This window comes from Salinivibrio sp. AR647, assembly GCF_001995415.1.
Classification (GTDB): domain Bacteria; phylum Pseudomonadota; class Gammaproteobacteria; order Enterobacterales; family Vibrionaceae; genus Salinivibrio; species Salinivibrio costicola.
The window spans coordinates 250,272-273,557 of sequence record NZ_MUFE01000002.1 but is presented as its reverse complement, the minus strand read 5'-3'; the positions used below and the strand labels follow the sequence as shown (position 1 = coordinate 273,557).

At 49.1% G+C, this 23,286-nt stretch carries 19 protein-coding genes; 8 read left to right on the top strand and 11 right to left on the bottom strand.

Annotation, left to right across the window (positions count from 1 at the left end; all coding sequences use genetic code 11):
- Positions 1-146 precede the first annotated feature (146 nt).
- Both serC and gyrA read right to left on the bottom strand, forming a co-directional pair.
- Positions 147-1,229, bottom strand: coding sequence for a 3-phosphoserine/phosphohydroxythreonine transaminase (gene serC / locus BZG76_RS03775; RefSeq protein WP_077460206.1), 1,083 nt, complete (start codon positions 1,227-1,229; stop codon positions 147-149).
- A 264-nt stretch (positions 1,230-1,493) separates the two neighbouring features.
- A complete protein-coding gene (gyrA, locus tag BZG76_RS03770) occupies positions 1,494-4,172 on the bottom strand; it encodes a DNA topoisomerase (ATP-hydrolyzing) subunit A (RefSeq protein WP_077460205.1) in 2,679 nt (892 codons plus the stop codon).
- A gap of 310 nt (positions 4,173-4,482) precedes the next feature.
- Here gyrA and ubiG point away from each other — a divergent pair, with 310 nt between their 5' ends.
- From ubiG to yfaE, 5 genes are all read left to right on the top strand, one after another.
- Positions 4,483-5,193: a bifunctional 2-polyprenyl-6-hydroxyphenol methylase/3-demethylubiquinol 3-O-methyltransferase UbiG gene (gene ubiG / locus BZG76_RS03765; protein ID WP_021022396.1), complete on the top strand. Its 711-nt coding sequence runs from the start codon at positions 4,483-4,485 to the stop codon at positions 5,191-5,193.
- A gap of 25 nt (positions 5,194-5,218) precedes the next feature.
- Complete coding sequence (gene gph / locus BZG76_RS03760) at positions 5,219-5,875, top strand: phosphoglycolate phosphatase (protein WP_077460204.1); 657 nt, start codon at positions 5,219-5,221, stop codon at positions 5,873-5,875.
- A 395-nt stretch (positions 5,876-6,270) separates the two neighbouring features.
- Positions 6,271-8,559, top strand: coding sequence for a class 1a ribonucleoside-diphosphate reductase subunit alpha (nrdA, locus tag BZG76_RS03755; protein WP_077460203.1), 2,289 nt, complete (start codon positions 6,271-6,273; stop codon positions 8,557-8,559).
- Between the two features lie 53 nt (positions 8,560-8,612).
- Complete coding sequence (gene nrdB / locus BZG76_RS03750) at positions 8,613-9,746, top strand: class Ia ribonucleoside-diphosphate reductase subunit beta (protein ID WP_021022399.1); 1,134 nt, start codon at positions 8,613-8,615, stop codon at positions 9,744-9,746.
- Complete coding sequence (gene yfaE / locus BZG76_RS03745; protein ID WP_021022400.1) at positions 9,743-10,033, top strand: class I ribonucleotide reductase maintenance protein YfaE; 291 nt, start codon at positions 9,743-9,745, stop codon at positions 10,031-10,033. The genes nrdB and yfaE overlap by 4 nt, the downstream gene beginning before the upstream one ends.
- A 47-nt stretch (positions 10,034-10,080) precedes the next feature.
- On the opposite strand, the gene BZG76_RS03740 is transcribed toward yfaE, so the two are convergent.
- Positions 10,081-11,334 carry a CinA family nicotinamide mononucleotide deamidase-related protein gene (locus BZG76_RS03740; RefSeq protein ID WP_236719548.1) on the bottom strand — a complete coding sequence of 418 codons (1,254 nt, stop codon included), beginning with the start codon at positions 11,332-11,334 and terminating at the stop codon, positions 10,081-10,083.
- A gap of 225 nt (positions 11,335-11,559) precedes the next feature.
- Here BZG76_RS03740 and tyrP point away from each other — a divergent pair, with 225 nt between their 5' ends.
- Positions 11,560-12,732 (top strand): tyrosine transporter TyrP, encoded by a 1,173-nt coding sequence (gene tyrP / locus BZG76_RS03735; RefSeq protein WP_021022402.1) that lies wholly within the window; start codon positions 11,560-11,562, stop codon positions 12,730-12,732.
- Positions 12,733-12,794: 62 nt separating this feature from the next.
- On the opposite strand, the gene BZG76_RS03730 is transcribed toward tyrP, so the two are convergent.
- From BZG76_RS03730 to cysB, 3 genes are all read right to left on the bottom strand, one after another.
- Complete coding sequence (locus BZG76_RS03730) at positions 12,795-13,520, bottom strand: sulfite exporter TauE/SafE family protein (protein ID WP_077460202.1); 726 nt, start codon at positions 13,518-13,520, stop codon at positions 12,795-12,797.
- A gap of 124 nt (positions 13,521-13,644) precedes the next feature.
- Positions 13,645-14,904, bottom strand: a complete 1,260-nt coding sequence (locus tag BZG76_RS03725; RefSeq protein WP_158011312.1) for a methyltransferase — start codon at positions 14,902-14,904, stop codon at positions 13,645-13,647.
- A gap of 72 nt (positions 14,905-14,976) precedes the next feature.
- On the bottom strand, positions 14,977-15,951 hold the full coding sequence (gene cysB, locus BZG76_RS03720; RefSeq protein ID WP_021022404.1) for an HTH-type transcriptional regulator CysB: 975 nt from the start codon (positions 15,949-15,951) through the stop codon (positions 14,977-14,979).
- A 366-nt stretch (positions 15,952-16,317) separates the two neighbouring features.
- Here cysB and BZG76_RS03715 point away from each other — a divergent pair, with 366 nt between their 5' ends.
- Positions 16,318-17,076, top strand: a complete 759-nt coding sequence (locus tag BZG76_RS03715) for a DNA repair protein (RefSeq protein ID WP_077460200.1) — start codon at positions 16,318-16,320, stop codon at positions 17,074-17,076.
- Positions 17,077-17,191: 115 nt separating this feature from the next.
- Here the strand turns inward: BZG76_RS03715 and BZG76_RS03710 are convergent, their stop codons facing one another.
- Positions 17,192-17,680 carry a low molecular weight protein-tyrosine-phosphatase gene (locus BZG76_RS03710; protein WP_021022406.1) on the bottom strand — a complete coding sequence of 163 codons (489 nt, stop codon included), beginning with the start codon at positions 17,678-17,680 and terminating at the stop codon, positions 17,192-17,194.
- A 154-nt stretch (positions 17,681-17,834) separates the two neighbouring features.
- Between BZG76_RS03710 and cobO the strand changes: the two genes are divergently transcribed.
- Positions 17,835-18,425 (top strand): cob(I)yrinic acid a,c-diamide adenosyltransferase, encoded by a 591-nt coding sequence (gene cobO / locus BZG76_RS03705; RefSeq protein WP_077460199.1) that lies wholly within the window; start codon positions 17,835-17,837, stop codon positions 18,423-18,425.
- 57 nt (positions 18,426-18,482) lie between these two features.
- Here the strand turns inward: cobO and BZG76_RS03700 are convergent, their stop codons facing one another.
- The 4 genes from BZG76_RS03700 to udk all read right to left on the bottom strand — a co-directional run bounded on the left by BZG76_RS03700 (position 18,483) and on the right by udk (position 23,247).
- Positions 18,483-19,544 (bottom strand): metal-dependent hydrolase, encoded by a 1,062-nt coding sequence (locus BZG76_RS03700; RefSeq protein WP_077460198.1) that lies wholly within the window; start codon positions 19,542-19,544, stop codon positions 18,483-18,485.
- 53 nt (positions 19,545-19,597) lie between these two features.
- Positions 19,598-21,766, bottom strand: coding sequence for an AsmA family protein (locus BZG76_RS03695; RefSeq protein ID WP_077460197.1), 2,169 nt, complete (start codon positions 21,764-21,766; stop codon positions 19,598-19,600).
- 99 nt (positions 21,767-21,865) lie between these two features.
- Positions 21,866-22,453: a dCTP deaminase gene (gene dcd / locus BZG76_RS03690; RefSeq protein ID WP_021022410.1), complete on the bottom strand. Its 588-nt coding sequence runs from the start codon at positions 22,451-22,453 to the stop codon at positions 21,866-21,868.
- 149 nt (positions 22,454-22,602) lie between these two features.
- The gene (gene udk, locus BZG76_RS03685) at positions 22,603-23,247 is read right to left on the bottom strand and encodes a uridine kinase (protein ID WP_077460248.1); all 645 of its coding nucleotides are present in this window, start codon (positions 23,245-23,247) and stop codon (positions 22,603-22,605) included.
- Positions 23,248-23,286: the final 39 nt, after the last annotated feature.

Genomic DNA, 23,286 nt, shown 5'->3' with positions numbered 1-23,286 from the left:
CCGTGATGCTTAGTGTCCCCAGAGTAACCAAAATACAAGCGGTCTCACAATTATTATTTTTATCAAAGTGTCGAGAAGGGAAATAAAAAGACCGCTTTCACGACAAAAGCGGTCATTTTCGATAAATCTTACCTGGACACAGTGAATCAGCCGTGCGTTTTCTCAAACTCATGCATAAAGTCCACGAGGGCTTGCACCCCTTCTAGTGGCATCGCGTTATAAATAGACGCTCGCATCCCACCCACGTCACGGTGGCCTTTGAGTGCATGTAGGCCTTGCGCTGTCGCTTCCGCGAGGAAGGTTTCATCCAGCTCACTATTGGCCAGTTGAAACGGCACATTCATCAATGATCGGTTGTCAGGATGAATCTGGTTCCGGTACAAGCTTGACTGGTCTATGGCATCGTATAGCAACGCCGCTTTTTGTTGGTTACGCGCGTACACCGCTTCAATACCACCTTGTTGTTTTAACCACTTAAACACTTCAGCCGCAAGATACCAGCCAAAGGTCGGTGGTGTGTTAAACATGGAGTCTTTATCGGCCAATACTTTGTAATTGAGCACACTTGGCAATACATCTTTTGCCAAGCCCAGTAAGTCATCACGCACGATGACCAGTGTGAGTCCAGCAGGGCCAATATTCTTCTGTGCACCCGCATAAATAACACCATATCGAGACACGTCGATCGGACGTGACAAAATGGTCGATGACATGTCGGCGACAATCGGCTTATGGGTGTCGGGCAGATCGTTAATTTCAATGCCATCAATGGTTTCATTCGGGCAAAAATGCACATACGCAGCGTCACTACTGAGCAGCCAATCTTTGGCTGGCGAGATAGCTCGCTTACCGTCACGCTCGCGTCGAACGTTAATCACATTCGGTGTGCAATAGCGCTTTGCTTCTTTGACGGCACTCTCGGCCCAATAACCACCATCAACGTAATCAGCAATGGTATGGTTGCCCATGAGGTTCATGGGTACTGCGGCAAATTGCGCACGTGCGCCACCTTGGCAAAATAGAATATGATAATTCTCTGGAATAACCAGCAGTTCTCGCAGATCCTGCTCAGACTGGCGAGCTAAAGATAAAAATGCCTCACTGCGATGCGAAACTTCCATTACTGACGTGCCAAGGCCTTGCCAGTTCATGAATTCTTTTTGGGCTTTAAGCATGACCTCACGCGGCAGCATCGCCGGGCCAGCTGAGAAGTTATAGACGTTATCCATGTTGGGGAGGGGCTCCTGCTTTTTGTCATCTCCCGCGTCCGTTGGACGGCAAGACTACTCGTTGTTTTAAAAAGACGTTTTAAGCCGTTCGTTTTAAAAGGCGTGTGATTGATTTAACACGTTTCACGCACATTTTGAAAGCACCAAGGCACATTCCACCCTGATTTCTTGGCATGCCTGGATATTTTTAGCGCTACCCAATCAATAGGCAATAAAAAAGGGCGCAGTTCACTGCACCCTTTTTAATCTTACACCGAGTCACGATTAGGTGTTTGAATCCTCATCCGGCGCTGGCGCGTCGTCTTGATCATCATTCACCGTAGGTGAAACATCCTCGTCCGACGTGTCGACACCCTCTGATTTATGGGTCGCAGCAGCTTCATTCGCCAGCGCTTCCATTTCTTCTTCATCAGGCTCTTCAATGCGCTGTAGGCCAACTACTTTCTCGTCATCGCTGACGCGGATCAGGCGAACACCTTGGGTATTTCGACCCACTTGGCTCACTTCTTCGGCGCGAGTACGTACCAGTGTGCCCGCATTGGTGATCATCATCAGCTCGTCGCCTTCACACACCTGAATGGCACTCACGACATCACCGTTACGCTCGGAGACTTTGATCGATACCACCCCTTTGGTTGCACGACTCTTGGTCGGATATTCATCCAAAGCGGTACGTTTACCAAAGCCATTTTCGGTGACGGTTAGGATCTCAGCGCCGGCTTGCGGGATAATCAGCGAGACAACTTGGTCATTCTCGGCCAATCGAATACCTCGCACCCCTGCAGCGGTACGACCCATTGCACGCACGGTGTCATTTGAGGCGACAAACCGCACGACTTTACCGAATTGCGAGAACAACATGACTTCGCTGCTATCGTCGGTGAGCTGCGCGCCAATCAGACTATCGTTGTCACGTAAGTTCACCGCAATAATACCGGCGCTACGTGGACGACTAAAGTCAGTCAACGGCGTTTTCTTCACCGTGCCGTGTGCGGTTGCCATAAAGACATACTTGTCTTCCTCGTACTCACGCACCGGTAGAATAGCGGTAATTCGCTCTCCGTCTTCAAGCGGGAGTAAGTTAACAATCGGCTTACCACGGGCATTACGTGACGCATGCGGCAATTGATAAACTTTCAGCCAGTACATGCGGCCACGGGTGGAGAAGCATAAGATGGTGTCGTGGGTGTTTGCCACCAATAGACGCTCGATGAAGTCTTCATCTTTCATACGCGTCGCCGATTTGCCTTTACCACCACGACGTTGCGCGTCATAGTCACTCAACGCTTGGTACTTGACGTACCCGTCGTGTGACCACGTCACTACCACATCTTCTTGGTTGATCAGATCTTCGATATCAATGTCGGCACTTGCCGCAGTGATCTCAGTTAGACGTTTATCACCATAGCTATCACGCACCGCTTCCAGCTCTTCACGGATGACCTCCATCAAGCGCTCAGTGCTCGCTAAGATGTGTAATAGCTCCGCGATTTGCTCTAGAAGCCCTTTGTACTCGTCTAAGATCTTTTCGTGCTCAAGCCCAGTAAGCTTGTGCAAACGCAGATCCAAGATCGCTTGCGCTTGTTGCTCAGTGAGATAATAAGACCCATCGTTGCGGGCACCAAATTCTGCCGCAAGCCACTCTGGACGGGCATTTTCGCCCCCAACCGCTTCAAGCATTGCCGATACGCCACCGAGTTTCCAACCTTGGTCTTGTAACTCTTGCTTGGCAACAGCAGGTGTTGGTGCTTGACGAATCAGTTCAATCACTTCATCGATGTTAGCAAGCGCGACCGCGAGCCCTTCCAGGATATGGGCACGATCGCGTGCTTTACGTAATTCGTAAACCGTTCGACGTGTAACCACTTCGCGGCGGTGATTGACAAAGCATTTCAACATTTCTTTCAAGTTGAAAAGCTTCGGCTGGTTGTTGTCCAGCGCCACCATGTTGATACCGAACGATGTCTGCAATTGCGTTTGCGCGTAAAGGTTGTTTAGAACCACTTCCGCAACCGCATCGCGGCGACATTCGATGACAATCCGCATGCCATCTTTATCCGACTCATCACGCAGTGCAGAAATACCATCGATTTTTTTGTCTTTTACCAACTCGGCGATTTTTTCAATCAAACGCGCTTTGTTGACTTGGTAAGGGATCTCGTTAACAACGATGGTCTCTTTACCATTTTTTTCTGTTTCGATATCCGCTTTGGCACGTAAGTAAACTTTACCACGGCCCGTTTTGTAAGCGTCTTCAATCCCTTTACGGCCATTGATCATTGCCGCGGTTGGAAAGTCAGGGCCTGGGATATAGTCCATCAACTCGTCGATGGTAATATCTTCGTTATCGATGTAAGCCAGACAACCATTAACCACTTCGGTTAAGTTGTGAGGTGGGATGTTGGTTGCCATCCCGACCGCAATGCCTGACCCACCGTTGACGAGCAGGTTAGGTACGCGTGTTGGCAACACATCCGGGATTTGTTCGGTGCCATCGTAGTTTGGCACATAATCCACGGTTTCTTTATCAAGATCGGCGAGCAGTTCATGGGCAATTTTTGCCATGCGCACTTCGGTGTAACGCATCGCCGCCGCAGAATCGCCGTCAATAGAACCGAAGTTACCTTGACCATCTACCAACCTGTAGCGTAGCGAGAATGACTGCGCCATTCGCACAATAGTGTCGTAAACCGCACTATCACCGTGTGGGTGATACTTACCGATCACATCACCGACCACACGGGCCGATTTCTTATATGGCTTGTTCCAGTCGTTGCCTAGTACGTTCATCGCGAATAATACGCGGCGGTGTACTGGCTTTAGGCCATCACGCACGTCAGGAAGAGCTCGGCCAACAATGACGGACATTGCATAGTCGAGGTATGAGCTTTTCAGCTCCTCTTCGATATTGACTGGCGTGATCTCTTTAGCAAGATCGCTCATGGAGCCAACATCCCTCAAAATAATGTTTGCGTATTCAAATACGTGACCACGGAGAATAACACAAAGCCTTCTACGAGACACGTGAATATGGCTAAGATGTATCACGGATCTCGTTAGTAGACGCTCTGAATGCGTCTATACGGATAAAAACCCACCACTTCCGTATCTGGCTATGCATTTTTAAGAATATAAGCCCACAAGGTGTCTGAGCGCGCTGGCCTGGTGTATCACGTCGCGCTGATAGATAGGCTTCTTTTTATCGTGTTGGATTTCGCTATAATGCAGCAAAACCGATAAGGAAGCTGTAGTTATGACTCAGGTATCAAATGTCGATCCGGCAGAAATTCAAAAGTTTGAAGACATGGCATCACGTTGGTGGGATTTAGAGGGTGAGTTTAAGCCTCTACACCAAATCAATCCTCTGCGTCTTGACTATGTGATGGCCAAAGCCGGTGGACTATTTGGTAAGAAGGTGCTCGATGTCGGCTGCGGTGGCGGGATCCTTGCAGAAAGCATGGCGCAAGAAGGCGCCGACGTCACCGGCTTAGATATGGGTAAAGAACCACTCACCGTTGCCCGACTCCACGCGCTTGAAGCGGGCGTCGATGTTCAATACATCCAATCAACAGCCGAAGAACACGCCAGTAGCTTTGTCCAGCAATACGATGTAGTGACATGTATGGAGATGCTAGAGCATGTCCCTGAGCCCGCCTCTGTCATTCACGCCTGTGCCCAAATGGTTAAACCGGGTGGCCATGTCTTTTTCTCAACCTTAAATCGCAATACAAAATCCTGGCTATTTGCGATTGTCGGTGCCGAGCACATTCTGAAGTTAGTCCCGAAAGGCACCCACGAGCATCATAAATTTATTCGGCCCTCAGAGCTGATGACAATGATTGATAACACCTCGCTTAATGCCCAAGATATGACTGGGTTGCACTATAATCCGTTTTTCGACACCTATAAGCTGTCGAATACCAATGTCGATGTGAATTATCTCGTTCATACTCAGGCCCCCTAACCGACTGAAAAGGAAGCAAGCTGGCATGACTCCGTCGACCATCCTCTTTGATCTTGATGGCACCCTGCTCGATACTGCGCCCGATATGGGTGAAGCTGCGAATCGTGTTTTAGCCGAATTTGACCTGCCGCCTTTGACCGCGGAGCAAATATACACCCACACCAGTTTTGGGGCGCGAGGGCTGCTCACGGCCGGATTTGGCGAGCAAGCAAAACATCAAGATCCTATCGCCTTACGTGCGCGCTTTCTTTATCATTATGGCCAAGCGATTTGCCAAGGGACGCAGGTGTATCCAGGTATTGATGCACTGCTGGATAAGTTGGCGCATTTAGCGATGCGTTGGGGCATTGTGACCAATAAGCCTGAAGGGCTCACTCATCAGTTACTCGACCACTTTCCGCGTCTGCAAGCGGCACAAGTGATTGTGGGTGCCGATACTTATGCGCACGCTAAGCCGCATCCATTACCTCTTTTAGAAGCGGCCAAAACGCTTGATTGTGCGCCAGAGTGCTGCTTCTACGTCGGAGATATCGAAAATGATACTCGGGCGGCTCATGCAGCGAATATGAAGTCGATTGTTGCTGGCTGGGGATATGTGGGTGATCCGGCGCTGATTAGCAATTGGGAAGCAGATCATATTTTTACCACACCAACACAGCTTAGCGCCTTTCTTGGATCCTAGTCACACCCCACATTTTGTGGGGTTTGCTGGCTTTTCAATCAGTTAAAACCGATCACTGATCATGACTAAGATCAACCAAAATAAATTTTTTTTATTGCTAATTTTTGCCTTTCAGTGATTGAAATTTTCATTAATCTTGGCGGCCTTGAGCCAGTAGGTTGGTAGTTACTAACTTTAAGGATAACATCCCCAAGATATCCACACCCTAAGGCCGTCAGATTGGCTTGCAAAAGTGCGCCTATATCACTATCTTGTAACCGACTTACACGCCGACCCCTATATATAGTGTATGAACGACGCAACGTCCGCATAGAGGCCGACCAAAAAATCATCAGCATTTTATAAGAACTTGCAAAAAGAGCAGTTTGGCAAGGAAATATTGGGAAAGCATACAAATGAACCAAGAAATTACCGTATTAAAGCGTGATGGACGCAAAGAAAACTTAAACCTCGACAAAATCCATCGCGTTGTGACTTGGGCTGCCGAAGGCCTCTCAAACGTTTCCGTTTCTCTGGTTGAGATGCGCTCTCACATCCAGTTTTACGATGGCATGCGCACTGAAGATATCCACGAGACAATCATCAAAGCCGCTGCCGACCTTATCTCTGAAGAAAGCCCGGATTATCAGTATCTCGCGGCGCGTTTGGCTGTCTTCCATTTACGTAAAAAAGCCTATGGCCAATTCGAGCCACCTAAGCTGGTTGATCATGTAAAAGGCATGGTTGAGAAAGGCAAATACGATAAACACATTTTGGAAGACTACAGCCTCGAAGAGCTCGAGACCCTGGATGGCTATCTCGATCACTGGCGTGATATGAACTTCTCGTATGCGGCCGTCAAACAGCTGGAAGGTAAATACCTGGTACAAAACCGTGTCACCGGTGAGATTTACGAGAGCGCGCAGTTCTTGTACATGATGGTCGCTGCCTGTTTGTTTGCCTCTTATCCCAAAGAAACGCGTCTTGACTATATTCGCCGCTTCTACAATGCCGCGTCGCAGTTTAAAATTTCGCTGCCAACGCCGATTATGTCAGGCGTACGGACACCAACACGCCAGTTTAGCTCTTGCGTGCTGATTGAGTGTGACGACAGCTTGGATTCAATCAATGCGACGTCCAGTGCCATTGTTCGCTACGTGTCACAGCGCGCAGGGATTGGCATTAACGCAGGCCGCATTCGTGCACTGGGTAGCCCTATTCGTGGCGGTGAAGCTTTCCACACCGGCTGTATCCCTTTTTATAAGTATTTCCAAACCGCGGTGAAATGTTGCTCACAAGGTGGCGTACGTGGTGGTGCAGCGACTTTGTTCTACCCGATGTGGCACCGTGAAGTTGAATCGCTGCTGGTATTGAAAAATAACCGAGGCGTCGAAGAGAACCGTGTCCGCCATATGGACTACGGGGTACAAATTAACAAGCTGATGTACACCCGTTTGCTTAAAGGTGGCAACATTTCGTTGTTCTCACCATCAGATGTGCCAGGGCTCTATGACGCATTCTTTGAAAACCAAGAAGAATTTGAGCGTCTGTATACCCAGTACGAAGCAGATGAATCAATCCAGCGTGAAACCGTTAAAGCCGTGGATTTGTTCTCACTGATGATGCAAGAGCGTGCGTCAACAGGCCGTATTTACATTCAAAATGTGGACCATTGCAATACGCATAGCCCGTTTGATCCATCTGTTGCGCCGATTCGTCAGTCGAACCTGTGTCTGGAGATTGCCCTCCCCACTAAGCCACTGAATAATGTTGAAGACGAGAACGGTGAAATTGCACTGTGTACCCTCTCGGCCTTTAACCTGGGTGCGCTTGAATCACTCGATGAGTTGGGTGAGCTGGCTGAATTGACCATTCGTGCACTGGATGCCTTGTTAGATTACCAAGACTATCCATTGCCCGCCGCACGTAAAGCGACCATGAACCGTCGTACGCTCGGTGTGGGTGTCATTAACTTCGCATACCACCTGGCTAAACATGGCGTGCGTTATTCGGATGGCAGTGCGAATGGCCTCACGCATCGTACCTTTGAAGCCATCCAATACCACTTATTGCGTGCATCGGTAGAGCTGGCGAAAGAGAAAGGCGCGTGTCCAGCCTTTAATGAAACCACCTATGCACAGGGCATTCTCCCTATTGATACGTATAAAAAAGATTTAGACGCGATTTGCGACGAACCGCTTCATCTGGATTGGGAAACCCTACGTAAGGATATTCAAACCCATGGTTTGCGTAACTCGACCCTGACAGCGCTGATGCCGTCTGAGACGTCTTCGCAAATATCAAATGCCACCAATGGCATTGAGCCACCGCGTGGTTTTGTCTCGGTCAAAGCATCAAAAGATGGCATCTTGAAGCAGGTGGTACCGGAGTATGATAAATATAAAAATAACTACGAACTGCTCTGGAACATTGGTAGCAATGAGGGTTACTTACAGTTAGTGGGTATCATGCAAAAATTCGTTGACCAAGCGATTTCTGCCAACACCAATTATGATCCGAGCCGACATGCAAGCGGTAAAGTTCCTATGAACCAACTGCTTAAAGATCTGCTCACAGCTTATAAATTAGGGGTAAAAACCCTGTATTATCACAACACCCGTGATGGCGCGACGGACGGTCAATCCGACTCAAGCGCGGCACAAGCTGCCGATGATGATTGTGCCGGCGGCGCATGTAAGATCTAACACAATATGCGAAGGGCCCCACCCGGGCCCTTTTCTAGAGGTTAATAAGATTCATGGCTTACAGTACGTTTTCTAAAATTAACAACGATCCGCTTAAAGAACCGATGTTCTTGGGCCAATCGGTCAACGTTGCCCGTTATGACCAGCAAAAATATGAGATTTTTGAAAAGCTGATCGAAAAGCAGCTGTCTTTCTTTTGGCGCCCAGAAGAAGTCGATGTATCAAGCGACCGTATTGACTACAACAAGCTACCTGAACATGAAAAACATATTTTTATCAGTAACTTGAAGTATCAAACATTATTGGATTCTATCCAAGGTCGTAGCCCAAATGTGGCACTGCTTCCATTGGTGTCCATTCCGGAGCTAGAGACCTGGATTGAAACGTGGAGTTTCTCAGAAACCATTCATTCGCGCTCTTACACGCATATCATTCGTAATATTGTCGCTGATCCAGCGGTTGTCTTTGACGACATTGTGATGAATGAACACATTCAAAAGCGCGCCGAAGATATTGCGCAGTATTACGACGATCTTATTCAACTAAGCAACTACTATCATCAGCTTGGTGAAGGCACACACACCATTAACGGTCATACCGTCACCGTGAGCTTGCGTGCCCTAAAACGTCAGTTGTATTTGTGTTTAATGTCAGTGAATGCACTTGAAGCGATTCGCTTCTACGTCAGCTTTGCCTGTTCGTTTGCGTTTGCCGAGCGCGAATTAATGGAAGGTAACGCCAAGATCATTAAATTTATCGCGCGTGACGAAGCGCTGCACCTGACCGGCACACAACATATGCTCAATATTCTGCGGAGCGGTCAGGACGATCCTGAAATGGCTGAGATCGCAAAAGAATGCGAGCAAGAATGCTTTGATCTGTTTAAAAAAGCCGCCGAGCAAGAGAAGGATTGGGCCGAGTATCTATTCCGTGATGGCTCCATGATTGGGTTGAACAAAGACATCTTGTGTCAATACGTGGAATACATTACCAACCTGCGTATGTCCGCTGTTGGCCTCGCCCCCGCGTACGACGATGCAACCCAAAACCCCATTCCTTGGATTAATGCATGGTTGTCATCGGATAACGTGCAAGTTGCCCCACAAGAAGCGGAGATTAGCTCCTACTTGGTTGGACAGATCGACAATGAAGTCAGCGTTGAAGACTTCGGTGATTTTGAACTATGACCCGTATCACTATCGATGTGAATGGCGTGGAGGTGGGTGGCAACACCCACCAAAACTTACTTGAACAACTCGAAAATGCTGGCATTCAGCCTGAATATCAGTGCCGAAGTGGTCTGTGTGGTGCGTGTCGCTGTAAACTTAATCAAGGTTCGGTCACTCAACACGATGCCATGGCTTTCGTGATGCCCGGGGAAATCCTTGCCTGTCAAAGTGCTCCACAAACTAACGTCTCAATTGTCTTTGACTACCAACCGGCATGCATTAAAAAACAAGTGAACGAGGCGTGACCGACAGTCACTGCCTCGTGGCGTGTTCTTCTTTTCTGTAACTTTCTCTACGCCAGTGTCTGTGCATCGATAAAAATGTCGTCGTGGCGAGTTAAGGATGCATAATCCGCAATAACGGCTTCTCCACTAAGATAACGCCGTAGCATGTCTAATAAGACCGTCGCCATGTAACAACGTGCATCGTCATTTGAAAGGTGTCGCTTAAAACTAAGCCGCTGCCCCCATTCACCTTCTGGGGTAGAAATCGCCACACATATCTGGCCGTGAAGCTCAGGCCCGCAGGCAAGTCCGATTTGACGCTGTCCTGGCGACGTCGTCGCACTTGCCATTGCTAATGACGCGGCTAAGGGATTAGCGACCGCTTGCTCTGGCACATGCGCATTCGACATTACCCAACCCTGCTCAACCAGATGTGCCGCCTGACCGTTTAAAGTGCTCGCCAGCCAACCACCAGTGAATTGTTCCGCAACTTTTAACACCACACCGTGATGATTGATATCCGCAGCTAATGCCGCCGTCATCGGCTCAGAAAAGGACACGACATAGTCCGCAAGACGATGCCGTAACGCGTCCAGAACCGCATCTTTTTCAACATGATCCGCCTCGATGAACAACTTAACTTCAATAAACGGCAAGCTGGAGCGATATCCGAGTGTTGCACTATTGGGAAGCACTAACGATGCCATCACATCGCTTATCCCCGACTCTGACAGCCCAAATGTAAATAAACGGTAACACGATCGCGCTTTGGCTGGGTAATTATGTAACAACTCAGGAAGAATTTGCTGTTCAACCATTGAGAAAAACTCAGAAGGCACTCCGGGCGTAAAGTAAAAGTGACATCCGTTGAGCTCACAGTGAAAGCCACAAGCAGTGCCTTTGGGGTTATCAATTAACCTTGCGCCTTCTGGCAGCATCGCCTGCTTGAGGTTACTTTGGGCCATCGGCCGGCCTCGACGCTCAAACCGCTGTTTTAACTCGTCTAACCACGCTTCATTGAGGGTTAACTCTACCCCCATCGCAGCAGCCATGGCCGCCGTGGTTAAATCATCCGTGGTCGGTCCTAATCCGCCATTTACGATCACGACCTCTTCCGTTTGTGACAGGCGTACAAGCTCAATCGCCATATCATCAAGTTCATCGCCGATAGTCACACGACGAGACATCGCCAGCCCGTTTTCAAATAATACTCTTGAAAGCCAAGCGGCGTTGGTATCGGTAATATCACCCAGCAATACCTCTTCACCTGTCGAGAGCATTGCGATCCGTGGCAATGGGGTTTCATGTTGTTGTTTGTCCACCTTGCCGCTCCTTGTTGTCGCGATCATCCGACCTTGATTATGACATTAGACGGCACAATGCACTACCCCACCCTTATCGTACACTTTATTTTACAACACCGTACCTGTAACATTACACAAAGCCGTTTTTTTATCTGTCTAGACGATGCACAATACGAATAAATTCAGGTTATCTTTTGTGCGAACACAACAATTAACTATTTATTAACATTGGTTAAACATAATATGAATAAAGTACTCGGAAGTTCGCTCATTATTGCGGGCACAACCATTGGCGCCGGTATGCTGGCGTTGCCTCTTGCCTCTGCCGGCATCGGGTTTGGCGCATCGATGGCACTCATGGGTGCGATGTGGGCCTTAATGACCTATACCGCCTTACTGATGTTAGAAGTGCATCAGTTCGCAGAGGCCGACGCGACATTGCACAGTTTAGCGAAACAGTTTTTGGGGAATAAAGGAAAATGGCTGGCGTCGTTTGCGATGCTCTTTTTATTCTACTCACTTTGTGCCGCATATATTGCAGGTGGGGGCAGCCAATTAAATGAAAAGCTGGCGCAATGGTCGGCCATTGAGCTACCACCTGCGGCAGGCGCCGTTTTATTTACGCTGGTTTTCGGTCTTGTGGTGACATTGGGCACCAGTAAAGTGGATTTAATTAACCGCGGGTTATTCACCATTAAGTTATTATTCTTAATCTTGGCCTTAACCCTACTGACGCCTCATGTCTCTAGCATTAACTTAGTCGAAATGCCCGTTGAACGAGGTTTGCTGGTTGCCGCGTTACCGGTCATTTTCACGTCTTTTGGCTTCCACGGCAGTATTCCTTCTATTGTGCGATACGTCGGGATCGACTTACCTTCGCTAAGAAAGGTCATGATTGTTGGCTCTACCCTTCCGTTGGCCTTGTATATCTTTTGGCAAGTAGCCAGTCTCGGGACGGTGGCACAGTCTACCTTGGTACAAAACGGTGAACTGTCCCAGTTTGTGGCAATTATCCAATCAGTGGTTCAACAAGACTATATCGCTTCAAGCATCTCACTGTTCGCCGATTTAGCACTAGCTACGTCTTTTCTCGGCGTCAGTTTAGGCTTGTTTGACTTTATCTCCGACAGCTTTAACCGCCAAGATAGCGTGCGCGGGCGCTTACAAACAGCGGCTATTACCTACCTCCCACCGTTGGTCTTTGCGCTGTATTATCCGCAGGGTTTTATCACAGCGTTAGGATACGCTGCGATCGCACTCGTCATTCTTGCCGTGGTACTCCCGGTTTTGATGGTGCGCAAGGCACGCCAGACGGTCTCAACTGACGAGCACTATCAAGTCATTGGCGGTAATCTTGGATTGAGCCTGGCAATGGTCGGCGGTATCACGGTTGTCGCGGCGCAATTTATCGGATAACACACCGAGGGCCGACCTTGATTCACACCATCGGTCGCCCCCACGCTAATGGGGTGCGACCTTTAAGCACCGATAAGTCCGCGCGCCAATGTACTTATCCCCGCCAATGTACAGAGTATTAGCATCGCTCGGCGAACAAATTGCGGTTTAACACGTGGCGCAATACGGTAAGCCAACCAGGTCGCCAGCAATACGGCAGGAACGGCAAATGCCGCTTGTTTGACATGCCACCAGGTTAGATAATCGGTCGCGCTCAAGGCGATTAAAGACAAAATGCAGCTCACAACAAAGTAGCCTGCCAAACAGGCGCGCATTTTATTCACCTCTGCATGCTGTAACACAAGCGCCATCGGTGGACCACCGATACTGGTCGTTGTTCCCATGACTCCCGACGTAAACCCAGCGATAAAAAAGTTACGCCGGTTGGGGGCAATATTAAAGCGCATCACACTGGCAAACACAGCGAGCAAGACGGCAGCACCTATAATAATTTCAAGCATTTGTGTTGTGACTACCAACATGATCCCGCCCGCAACCGCGGTGCCTGGCACTCGGCCGAAGTACGCCCAACTCAAATCACGAAAAGACAACTGATGACGATATTGCCAAGCGTTAATACTGGCTAATGTCAGCCCCACCATCGAAATTGTCGTTGGTACCAATTTCGGATCAATCATCAATAAAAGCGGCGCCGCTACGATCGCCATTCCAAAGCCAATCAAACTCTGCACAAAGCACCCTAACCCTAAGATCAGAGCCACCGCAATCGACACACCAATATCTGGCATAATAAAGTTTCTTCACATTAAACTATTTACCGCCAGTGTACCCATTTTCAGTCGCGGCAGCGAGTACCATCCGGCTTTGGCGCGCTAGATATTGTCAACTAGGCGTAACACGTTATGCACGTGCTTAATTGTTATTACGTCGTTTCTTTTTTAAGTGAATATGGTCGCCATGAACATGGTCGCCATGAGTACGCTCTGCATGAATAAGGAGGTTTCTTGGCGTGAGTTCGCGTTCACAAAACTGGGTTAGCGTGACACGGTATCCATGTTGTTGAAGATATAAAACACGATCAAGCACTAGCCACAGCTCCATGGCGCGCCGAAATGCACTTTTAATTAGATTGATTTTCTCCAGCACGAGAAACCTTGCTTCGCCTCGAGCCAAGTAGTGAGTCTGATCAAAGTCGCCGGGGAATGTGAGCCCTTTTTGCGCGGCCCCCCAGCGGCAAAAGGCAGCGAACCCTTGGGTAAGCTGTGACTTTTTGAGTGCGGGTAGCGGTAAATAGTGCTCAGATTGTTGATAGTCACGTTGCCATTCATCAAAGCCCAACCGATAAGTGACCTCCTGCTCGCGTTGACGGCGCACCCGCTGCCCGCCAGTGACGGACTCTTGAACCGCGAGCTTTAAATCTGCTTTTGAAAGCGTCAGGGCGGCTTCCTGCGCCTGTGCGGATAAAGGTTGATACCTATCTCCGCGAATTAAATGATAACAACAAGGTGAAACCGTTAGTGCACGCATACCCGTTGCGACCGCCTTTTGAAGAAGCTTTACGTGTAAGTCGCCACACGCGTGCAACGCCAGCCCGTGCTCACAACCGGCAATGACGACTGTTGCCGCCTCACTCATTGCATCTAACGAGTAAAACTGCATCGGGAGCGCCTTTTGATCCGCGAAAGTTTGTCCCTGTTCGCACAGTTCCGATTGCCATTCTACGCTTTCTACTGGTTTACCTGTGATCGCCGCGACACCGCGTCCTAAGTATCCTTTTCCAGCGCACCACTCTAAATAACACGCCGTCTTATCTGTTTGCGGCATCGCGCCTAAATACGCCTGTATTTGCGCCCATTTGCGTCCCGGCACACCAACATTCAAGCGCGAATCAATTTCAATATCAGTATGTTGCGCCATCGGTACTGAGACTAACGCAGGTAACTGGTTTAACGCTGGCCACCAGGTCGCGAGTTTTTTTATCACAGCGTCTGGATCCGCGTTTAACGCCGCGAGTTGCGTATTATCCAACGTGGCGAGCCATTGGCAAAGCGGCCCGCCGTCTTGCCAAGGAAGCTGAGTATGCGCCATCGGCATCGGTCGCCACAGATTTTGGTGCTGTATCAACAGATTGGTTAACTGATTAAATTGGTCGCTGAACGATAAAGATGACATGATTAGCATGAAGGTATTGATGAGTGCGTGATCAAAAAAGGCTGCCTCAGCAGCCTCGTCGTTTTAAACAGTTTATCGAACCGGAAGCGGAATGTCCTTGAACATAGCATCAATTTCTTCATTGGTACGCAGTGCTACCGCTTGGTCAATCACATTTCGGGTCAAATGCGGCGCAAAACGCTCAATAAAGTCATACATATAACTACGAAGAAAGGTTCCTTTACGGAAGCCTATCTTGGTGGTGCTCGCACCGAAAATATGACTCGCATCGATGGCAACCAAATCTGCATCAGCATGACTATCCATGGCCATGCTCGCGATCACGCCCACACCTAGGCCTAACTTCACATAGGTTTTAATCACATCCGCATCAGTTGCTGTGAATACAATTTTCGGTGTGCGGTTAGCGCGATGGAAGGCTTCATCCAGCTCAGATCGCCCTGTAAACCCAAACACATACGTTACGAGCGGATAGGCCGCGAGATCCTCAATACTGAGATCCGTTTTTTGTGCTAAAGGATGATCGGGCGTGACAATGATCGAGCGGTTCCAGTGATAACAAGGCAGCATCACCAAATCTTCGTAGAGATGAAATGCTTCGGTTGCAATGGCAAAGTCAGACGTCCCCTTTGCCACTGAACTGGATATTTGCGTCGGCGTCCCCTGGTGCATATGCAAGGAAACTTTCGGGTACCGCTTGGTAAAGGCTTTGATCACGTCGGGTAATGCATAACGCGCTTGCGTATGGGTGGTCGATATATTGAGGTTCCCCATTTCAGGATGAGTATGCTCACTAGCGACCGCTTTGATGCTTTCTACTCGTGATAAAATGCTTTGTGAGATCTCGACAATCGCCTCACCGGCTGGTGTTACTTGCGTTAAATGCTTACCACTTCGTTCGAATATTTGTACGCCTAGCTCATCTTCCAACAGCCTGACTTGTTTGCTAATCCCAGGTTGAGAGGTATACAAACTTTCCGCCGTCGCAGATACGTTAAGGTTGTGGTTAACGACTTCAACGATATATCTAAGCTGTTGTAATTTCATAGTGCAGACGCGTCAGCCTCGTGGGTTAAGTGGCAGCATGGTTTTATATCACTCATTTATATACCCAAATTCGACTATTTAATAGGCTTTGGTTATATAAACGTTAGCGATTGCACATTCACTAAGCAATTTACCCTGTCATTCTAACCGACTCGATCGCAAATAGTATTTTATTGCAACAACTTTATCGCAGATCGCGAGATCATGGGCCACACTCATAAAGGCGCATTCGACGAGGCCGCAACGCTCAGAGTTAGAGGCGGATCACTCATGCAGCTTTCACCTCTCGATTGATGCTATCTCTGTCAGTCGAGATGGTGTATCTTAACCAGTTGAGTTTATTGCAAGGAACATCGACGCTAAATTATGAATATTGCCTTGATAGCTGGCCTTTGTGTCATATTGCTCGGCCTGATTGTCGGCTACAACATATTGGCTCAACAACGAAAGCAAATCGAGTCTCACAAGCGCCAAGAAATGGCGAAGCACATTGCCGTCATCGATGCGACAGAAGAGCTGATTGGCAATGCGCATAACCTACCCTATAGCGGGACGTTACTGGCGTGCTTGAACAAAAAGATCTTGGATTCCTTGAAAGCCATGTACGAGGTCGAWCCATCGGATAAGTCAATTAAGCAACGAATTAGTGCGACCCAGGCTCAAATCGATCAGGTCAAACAAAGCTACTCCAACCGGGACTCGACATCGTTTAAAGTGCCTAATAACGACCGAGAGGCAATATCGATGCTCAAACTCGTCAAGCGCTTGCGCTCAGTGGTTAAAGCCGAGCATTCGAAAGGCCGCTTGGCAACGCAAGCTTTTGTGTCGGAAAACGCGCGACTAGAGCAAATGCAGCTCAAGATAAATATTGAGAACGTGATTAAACGTGCCAACGATGCGAAAAATAAAGGTCAAATGGGCACGGCGCAGCAATTACTGAAAAAAGCGATCGATGTCGTCAGTCCAAAGACCGATGAATACTCGTCAGAGATGAAACAGCATCTTGAAAAAATGCACAGCGACATCACTCATACGCTAAACAGTGGTCATGAGAAATTGCAGTCCGAGCAAGAAGAAGAAAAAAGCGAATTGGACGAGCTGTTTGCCCCCAAGAAAAAATGGTAGCGTCTCTCATCACAAACCCAAAAGGCGCTTGATGACAGCGCCTTTTTTCATGCCCTGCGTGTCTATGCGTGTTTTAACTGGCTGTGGTCTTAACTGGCTGTGGTCTTAACTGCTTCTATTGCGCGTTGGTCTTTGCAACAATATGGTCTAGCACACCGTCTGCTGCTTGCTCCAATAAGTCCAGTACGTGCTCAAATCCATCGTCGCCGCCGTAATAAGGATCAGGGATCGCACCCTCCGTCTGCTCTCCCCAACTGAGAAACAGAGACAGTTTGTTTTGGTAATCAGCCGGACATTGTGCATGCAGGTCGGCCAAGTTATTTTCATCGGCCGCTAAGATCATATCGAAATCCGCAAAATCTTCCTGCCGTACTTGACGGGCTCGAATACCGGCAAACGAGTACCCTCTCGCTTGACCTGCCTGTTGGCTCCGCTTATCTGGCGGATTACCTTGGTGATAACCTGCTGTCCCCGCAGAATCAATGCTCACCATGATCCCTCTCGTCTGGGCACGGGCGCGTAATACCGCTTCTGCCGTCGGTGAACGACAAATATTGCCTAAGCAAACCACCAATAGACTCGGCACATTTTTTGGGGTTGTCATCGATAGAGTCTCCTTATTGGTAAAGTTTTACTCTATCAACTCGACACTCAGATGCCTAGTCGCTTCAATCTGCTCGCCTTTGCGTTGTTATGGGTAGCATGAAGCATGACGTCGCTTTACTATGGTGTAACGTTTATTTGGGGTTAGAAATCGTATGTCAGAACAAGGACACAAGCAACGTCAGCAAAAGTTAAAAGAAAAAGTTGATGCTCGAATTGAAGCCGCGCAACAAGAAAAAGGGCTCCTCCTGATCATAACAGGCAATGGTAAAGGTAAATCGACATCCGCGTTTGGCACAGTGGCGCGGGCCGCCGGCCATGGGCTAAAGTGTGGCGTAGCTCAGTACATCAAGGGCACGTGGGCTTGTGGAGAGCGGGATTTACTGAGCCAACATGGTGTCGACTTTCACGTGATGAGTACCGGTTTTACCTGGGATACGCAGGACAAAACCGCAGACACCCAAGCCGCTCAGCAAATATGGGCAGCGTGTCAGGCGATGCTTGCGGATGACCGCTACGATTTAGTGGTACTGGATGAGATCACCTACATGATCACGTACGACTATATCAGCCTCGATGAAGTCATTGATGCGCTGCAACAACGCCCTAGCGAACAATCCGTTATCATCACTGGGCGTGGCGCACACCGCCGCTTAGTTGAGATAGCAGATACCGTCTCGGAAGTCAGAAACGTTAAGCATGCCTTCGACGCCGGCGTGAAAGCGCGCCAAGGCATTGACTGGTAAGCTACCGAGTAAAAACAAAGAAAGCCGTGGCTGACGTTAACCTGAGCGCCGCTTTTCTCAGGGCTTCGCGTTTAACGATATCGACTGCGTCTTGTCCACGGCATCCTCTTGGCAAGACTGGCGACACAAACGCGCATCAATCGATTGATCACCCAGCAATCGCTGCCAGAGGGTTGGCAAGGCGCTGTCTCGTAGCGGCCCTGGCTCAAGCTGCTTAGGCATAACTGGCTGCCACTGCCCTTCGGCGTCTTGCTCGGCAAGCAAAAACTGAAAGGGTTGATAGTTTGCTACGCCAAAACGTAAGTCGGTCACCACCTGCTGCCCATTCCGATTTTCAAAGCGAATAAAATCACGCGAAAACGTGCGAAGTGCCATTAATGTTTCCGAGCCCGCTAGTGGCCATTGTCCGCGAGGACGCGTGATCCATTGAATATGCTTATCTTTGTCTAAGCGTGACGCGAGTCCTTCCCAGTAGTGGTCGTCGCCGATAATCACCACTCGCCACAGCAGCGTGTTAAACGGGGTGGGCATAATAATATGCGGTCGCCCTGCCAAGTCGGTTCCTTGGGTTTGGGTTGCAACACGTACTTCAATCTTTTCAAGCTGATAGACCGAACTGGCCAGGTAGAGCGTAGAGACTGCCAACCCGATACCACATGCTTTGGCGCCCCGATGTCGCCAAATACACGCGGCGATAACACTGACCAATAAGGGCACCGTATAAAGTGGGTCAATAATAAACAGGCTGGCGACTGCTACCGAAGGCACGTCTAACGGCCAAAAAAGCTTGGTACCATAAACCGTCATCGCATCCAACAACGGGTGTGTCACGAGCACCGCGATCACCAGCGTCATGACTTGCCACAGCGGCCATTGACGACGCCATCGCCACCCGCACCATCCGATGATTGCACCAACCCAAGGCAGCACAAATAATGAGTGACTGAATCCACGGTGGTTGACCGTATTCGCCACCGGATCGCCATAATCAATCAGCACATCTAAGTCAGGTAAGGTGCCCAATGCAGCACCGGCCAAAAGCACTTTTGGAGAACAGCGCTTGCCCGAGACTAACCCAGCAACCGCCGCGCCCAGTGCCGCCTGGGTAATAGAATCCATCGCTTATCCTTTAACAAGGTTTTGATTTATTAGCGTAAAAAGTTGTAAACCGATCACTGGAATAAATTAAGCAGTTTATCGGTTGCCTCTTTTACCTTGTCATCATCCGCTTTATCACCCAGTAACTTTTTAATCCCACGCTGTGCTTCTTTGCGTGCCTTTTCTTCCAAGACTTTGTTGCTGCTGAGTAGCTGCTTGATATCTAATTGATAACTCGGCGATTGCCAGGTACCGGCCACCGTCACTGGGATGGTCACATCACGAAGTTCATCAATATCTTTGCCGCCTTGACCCTTGCTGGTTTCAACCACAGACGTGAACACATCAAAATCTAACGTTTCTTTCAGCAAATCAGTTTGCCCCTCACTTCTGACTCGCAGCGCTGGGGCTTCTAGTAGCAGATCGTTGGTGCGTGCCATGCCATTTCCGATGGTAAAACTGGCGGTGAGCGCACTAAAGTCGGTTTTGCGCACATCGTTGGCAGCGTTGCTGGTCGCTTCTCCTTTCAACGTCGCTTTTGCTTCTCTCAGCATTTGTGCCAAGTTAATGCCGTTGATCGCGCCATCCTCAAAGAAAATCGCGGCACTGCCCTGAATCGCCTGACGGAGAGCATAAGGCGATAAACCTTGACCTTGGAGGTTAATATCCACATTGCCTTTGCCTTCAAGCAGATCAACCTGTGCGACATCCTCCAATAACGGCAAGATGGCAATGTTGCGTGCTTTTTTACTCACTTGATAGCGCGCGGGGGTTTGAGTGGTATCTAACATCCCTTGCACAACTACCCTGCCTTCATAGGCTTGCGTGATCAGCTCGGACACGTCGACTTTGCCACGGTTGATAGCAACCGTGGCGCGTGTTTGTCCTAAGGTAACGTTACTCACGGTAAGCCCTTTCATCGCCAGTGAGCCGGCAATATCCAGCGTCTTCAACACTCTCAGATCAGGCTCTTCTTGGCTAAGTGACCCAGTTTGCGTACTGGGGCTGGATTCATCATTGGACCCAGACTGACTTTCGTTTGCAGATTGACGAGGCGCTGCATTGTCTGTCGGTAAAAAGGTATCGAGATCGATGTGATTGGTATTGAGTGCAAAACGAATTTGCGGGATATCTGCCAGCTTGATGGCCACTTTACCGTCTATGACCACCTCGTCAGTATTAAGACGGCTGGTCATCTCAGTGATATCTAACGTTTGCTGCTTGGCATCGAAGACGATATCTGCCGCCAGCTCTTGAGTCAGCGACTCGCCGGGTAATGCGTCACCCGAGAGCTGAGTGAGCATGTCCAACCCCTGCACTGTGACCTTGTCTTGGCTTTCTGCCACAGTAACTTGTGCGTTTCCAGAGGTTTCAACCTTTAGCTCTGACGTCTGCGCATTGATATTAAAGCCGAGCTGAGCCGCTTGACCCAAGGCGACACGGTCGAGGGTAATATTGGCTTCATTGATGGTCATCTCGCCTTGTTGTGCCGAAACATTTAGCGCAAGTTCTCGTAACTGACTTTGTTGTGGATCCGCGGCAAGCTTCAGTTCACCCTGCCCTTGCGCGCTGAAGGTCGCACCATCCTGTTCGCCACGCAGTGATACGGTCAGTGGCGTCCATATATCGGTTGCTATATTGCCCACTTGGAGATCAACATCTCGTAAGGCCGTTTGCGTACCCACCTGATCATCTTTAATCACGACACTGGCATTGGTGACGCGTAGACCTTGTAAGGAAACTTGCCACGCCCCACTCACTGTATCTTGCTGGCTAGCCGGCTCTGACGACGTCGAACTTGTCTGTCGCTCTGCCGACGCGCCAACGTTTTTTGGTTGAGTTGGCGTCACTGTTTGAGCTGGCGTCACATTGCTATCGCCGTTCGCCAACGTTTGAATAAATACATGCGGGTCTTGTAAGACAATTTCACCCACTTGTAATGTCTGAGACATCAATGGCAACACATCAACGGATAATTGCGCGCGCGACAAACGGAGTAAATCAGGCTCATCAAAACCAGGTCGGTTTTTGATCGCCACATCAGCAATGGAAAAGCCCAAACTCGGCCAGAACTGCCACTCGATGTCGCCACCGATAACGACCTCATAGCCCGTTTGCTCTGCGACTTGTTCCACCAGCAAGGGTTTAAATTGATTGGGGTTTACCGTGGCAATTAAAGTCGCGACGGCGCCAATCAACACCACGACAAATGCTGCGAGAATAAGGACGATTTTTTTTATCATTGCAAGATGCTCCTTGTGTGTCAGACGCGTTATCGACCACGATTTAACCGTCGAGTTCCTGGTGAGAAAAAAAATGCGCCCTCAGGCGCATTTCACTCATTAAGCCTTGTCTTGGCTAATACGAGAGGCGACTGCCCCTTGCTGATTTTTGTACTTGGCATTATCCCGTTTATTATAAGGCTGGTCCGCTGACCCTGACATGGGCTCAAAGCTTAAGGCACCGATCGGCATGCCGGGACGTAGCGCTAACGGTAGACGCCCATTATTATAAAACTCTAGAACAATTCGCCCTGACCAGCCCGGATCTATTCGGTGTGCCGTGACATGGACCATCAAACCCAACCGCGCCAACGATGAACGGCCATCGAGCCAACCGACAATATTATCGGGTAATGTCACAGCCTCATGCGTGACTGCCAAGGCCAATTGACCCGGATGAAGATAAAAAGGGTCGCCGTCAGCGATTTCTATTTCATCACTCATAACACGCTCAAGCTGGGCGTTCACTTCTTGTTTCGGCCCCGATAAATCAATATAAGCGGCCCCATGATCGTTAAACACACGGAACTGGTTACCCAGGGTCACATCCGCAGTCACGCCCGAAATCGCGTCTGCGGCAGGACGGGGATCAATTTTGATGCGGCCATCATCAAGGTGTTCTTTGATATGCCTGTCGCACAGTCGCATCTAACATTCCTCACGGTTATTTACTCACGCGGTGTTTTGCTTTATGCACCGCACTCATTCGATATATTCGCGCACACATTATGGATTAAACCACGACTGATTACCTAGAGACACAGTCATTGACCCATCATGTGATGGGAGATCATGCCTTACGCTTTAAGTAAACGCGCGATATGCGCTTTTAGTACATCAATCGCAATGCGGTTTTTACCCCCGCGCGGGACAATGATATCGGCATATTGCTTCGACGGCTCAATAAACTGCATAAACATAGGGCGGACCGTCTTTTGATACTGCTCCATCACCGAATCCATGGTACGACCGCGCTCGGCAACGTCACGTTTCATCCGACGCAGTAAACAAATATCAAGTGGCGTGTCCATAAAGACGCTGGCGTGGATCAAATTGCGAAGACGGGGATCGGTGAGAAGCAGAATACCTTCGAGGATAATCACTTTTTTGGGCGTCATCGTCGTGGTTTCTCCCATACGGGTGTGCTCGGAGTAACTATAAACCGGCACATCAGCCGGCTGACCGGCGACCAATGCTTCAAGATGCTCACACAAAAGATCGTGATCCAGTGCCTGAGGGTGGTCATAATTGGTTTTTACGCGCTCTTCCATGCTGAGGTGGCTCTGATCACGATAATATCTATCTTCTGTAATCACGCCGATTTGATGATCACCGACTTTTTCCTTTAATTCCTTATAAATGGTGCTGGCGATCAGGCTTTTACCGGAAGCAGAGGCACCTGCAATACCGATAATAACGCAGTGGTGGTTGTTGTCACTCATAATATGAATACCCAGGGGAAGCTTGGCGGAATCAACATA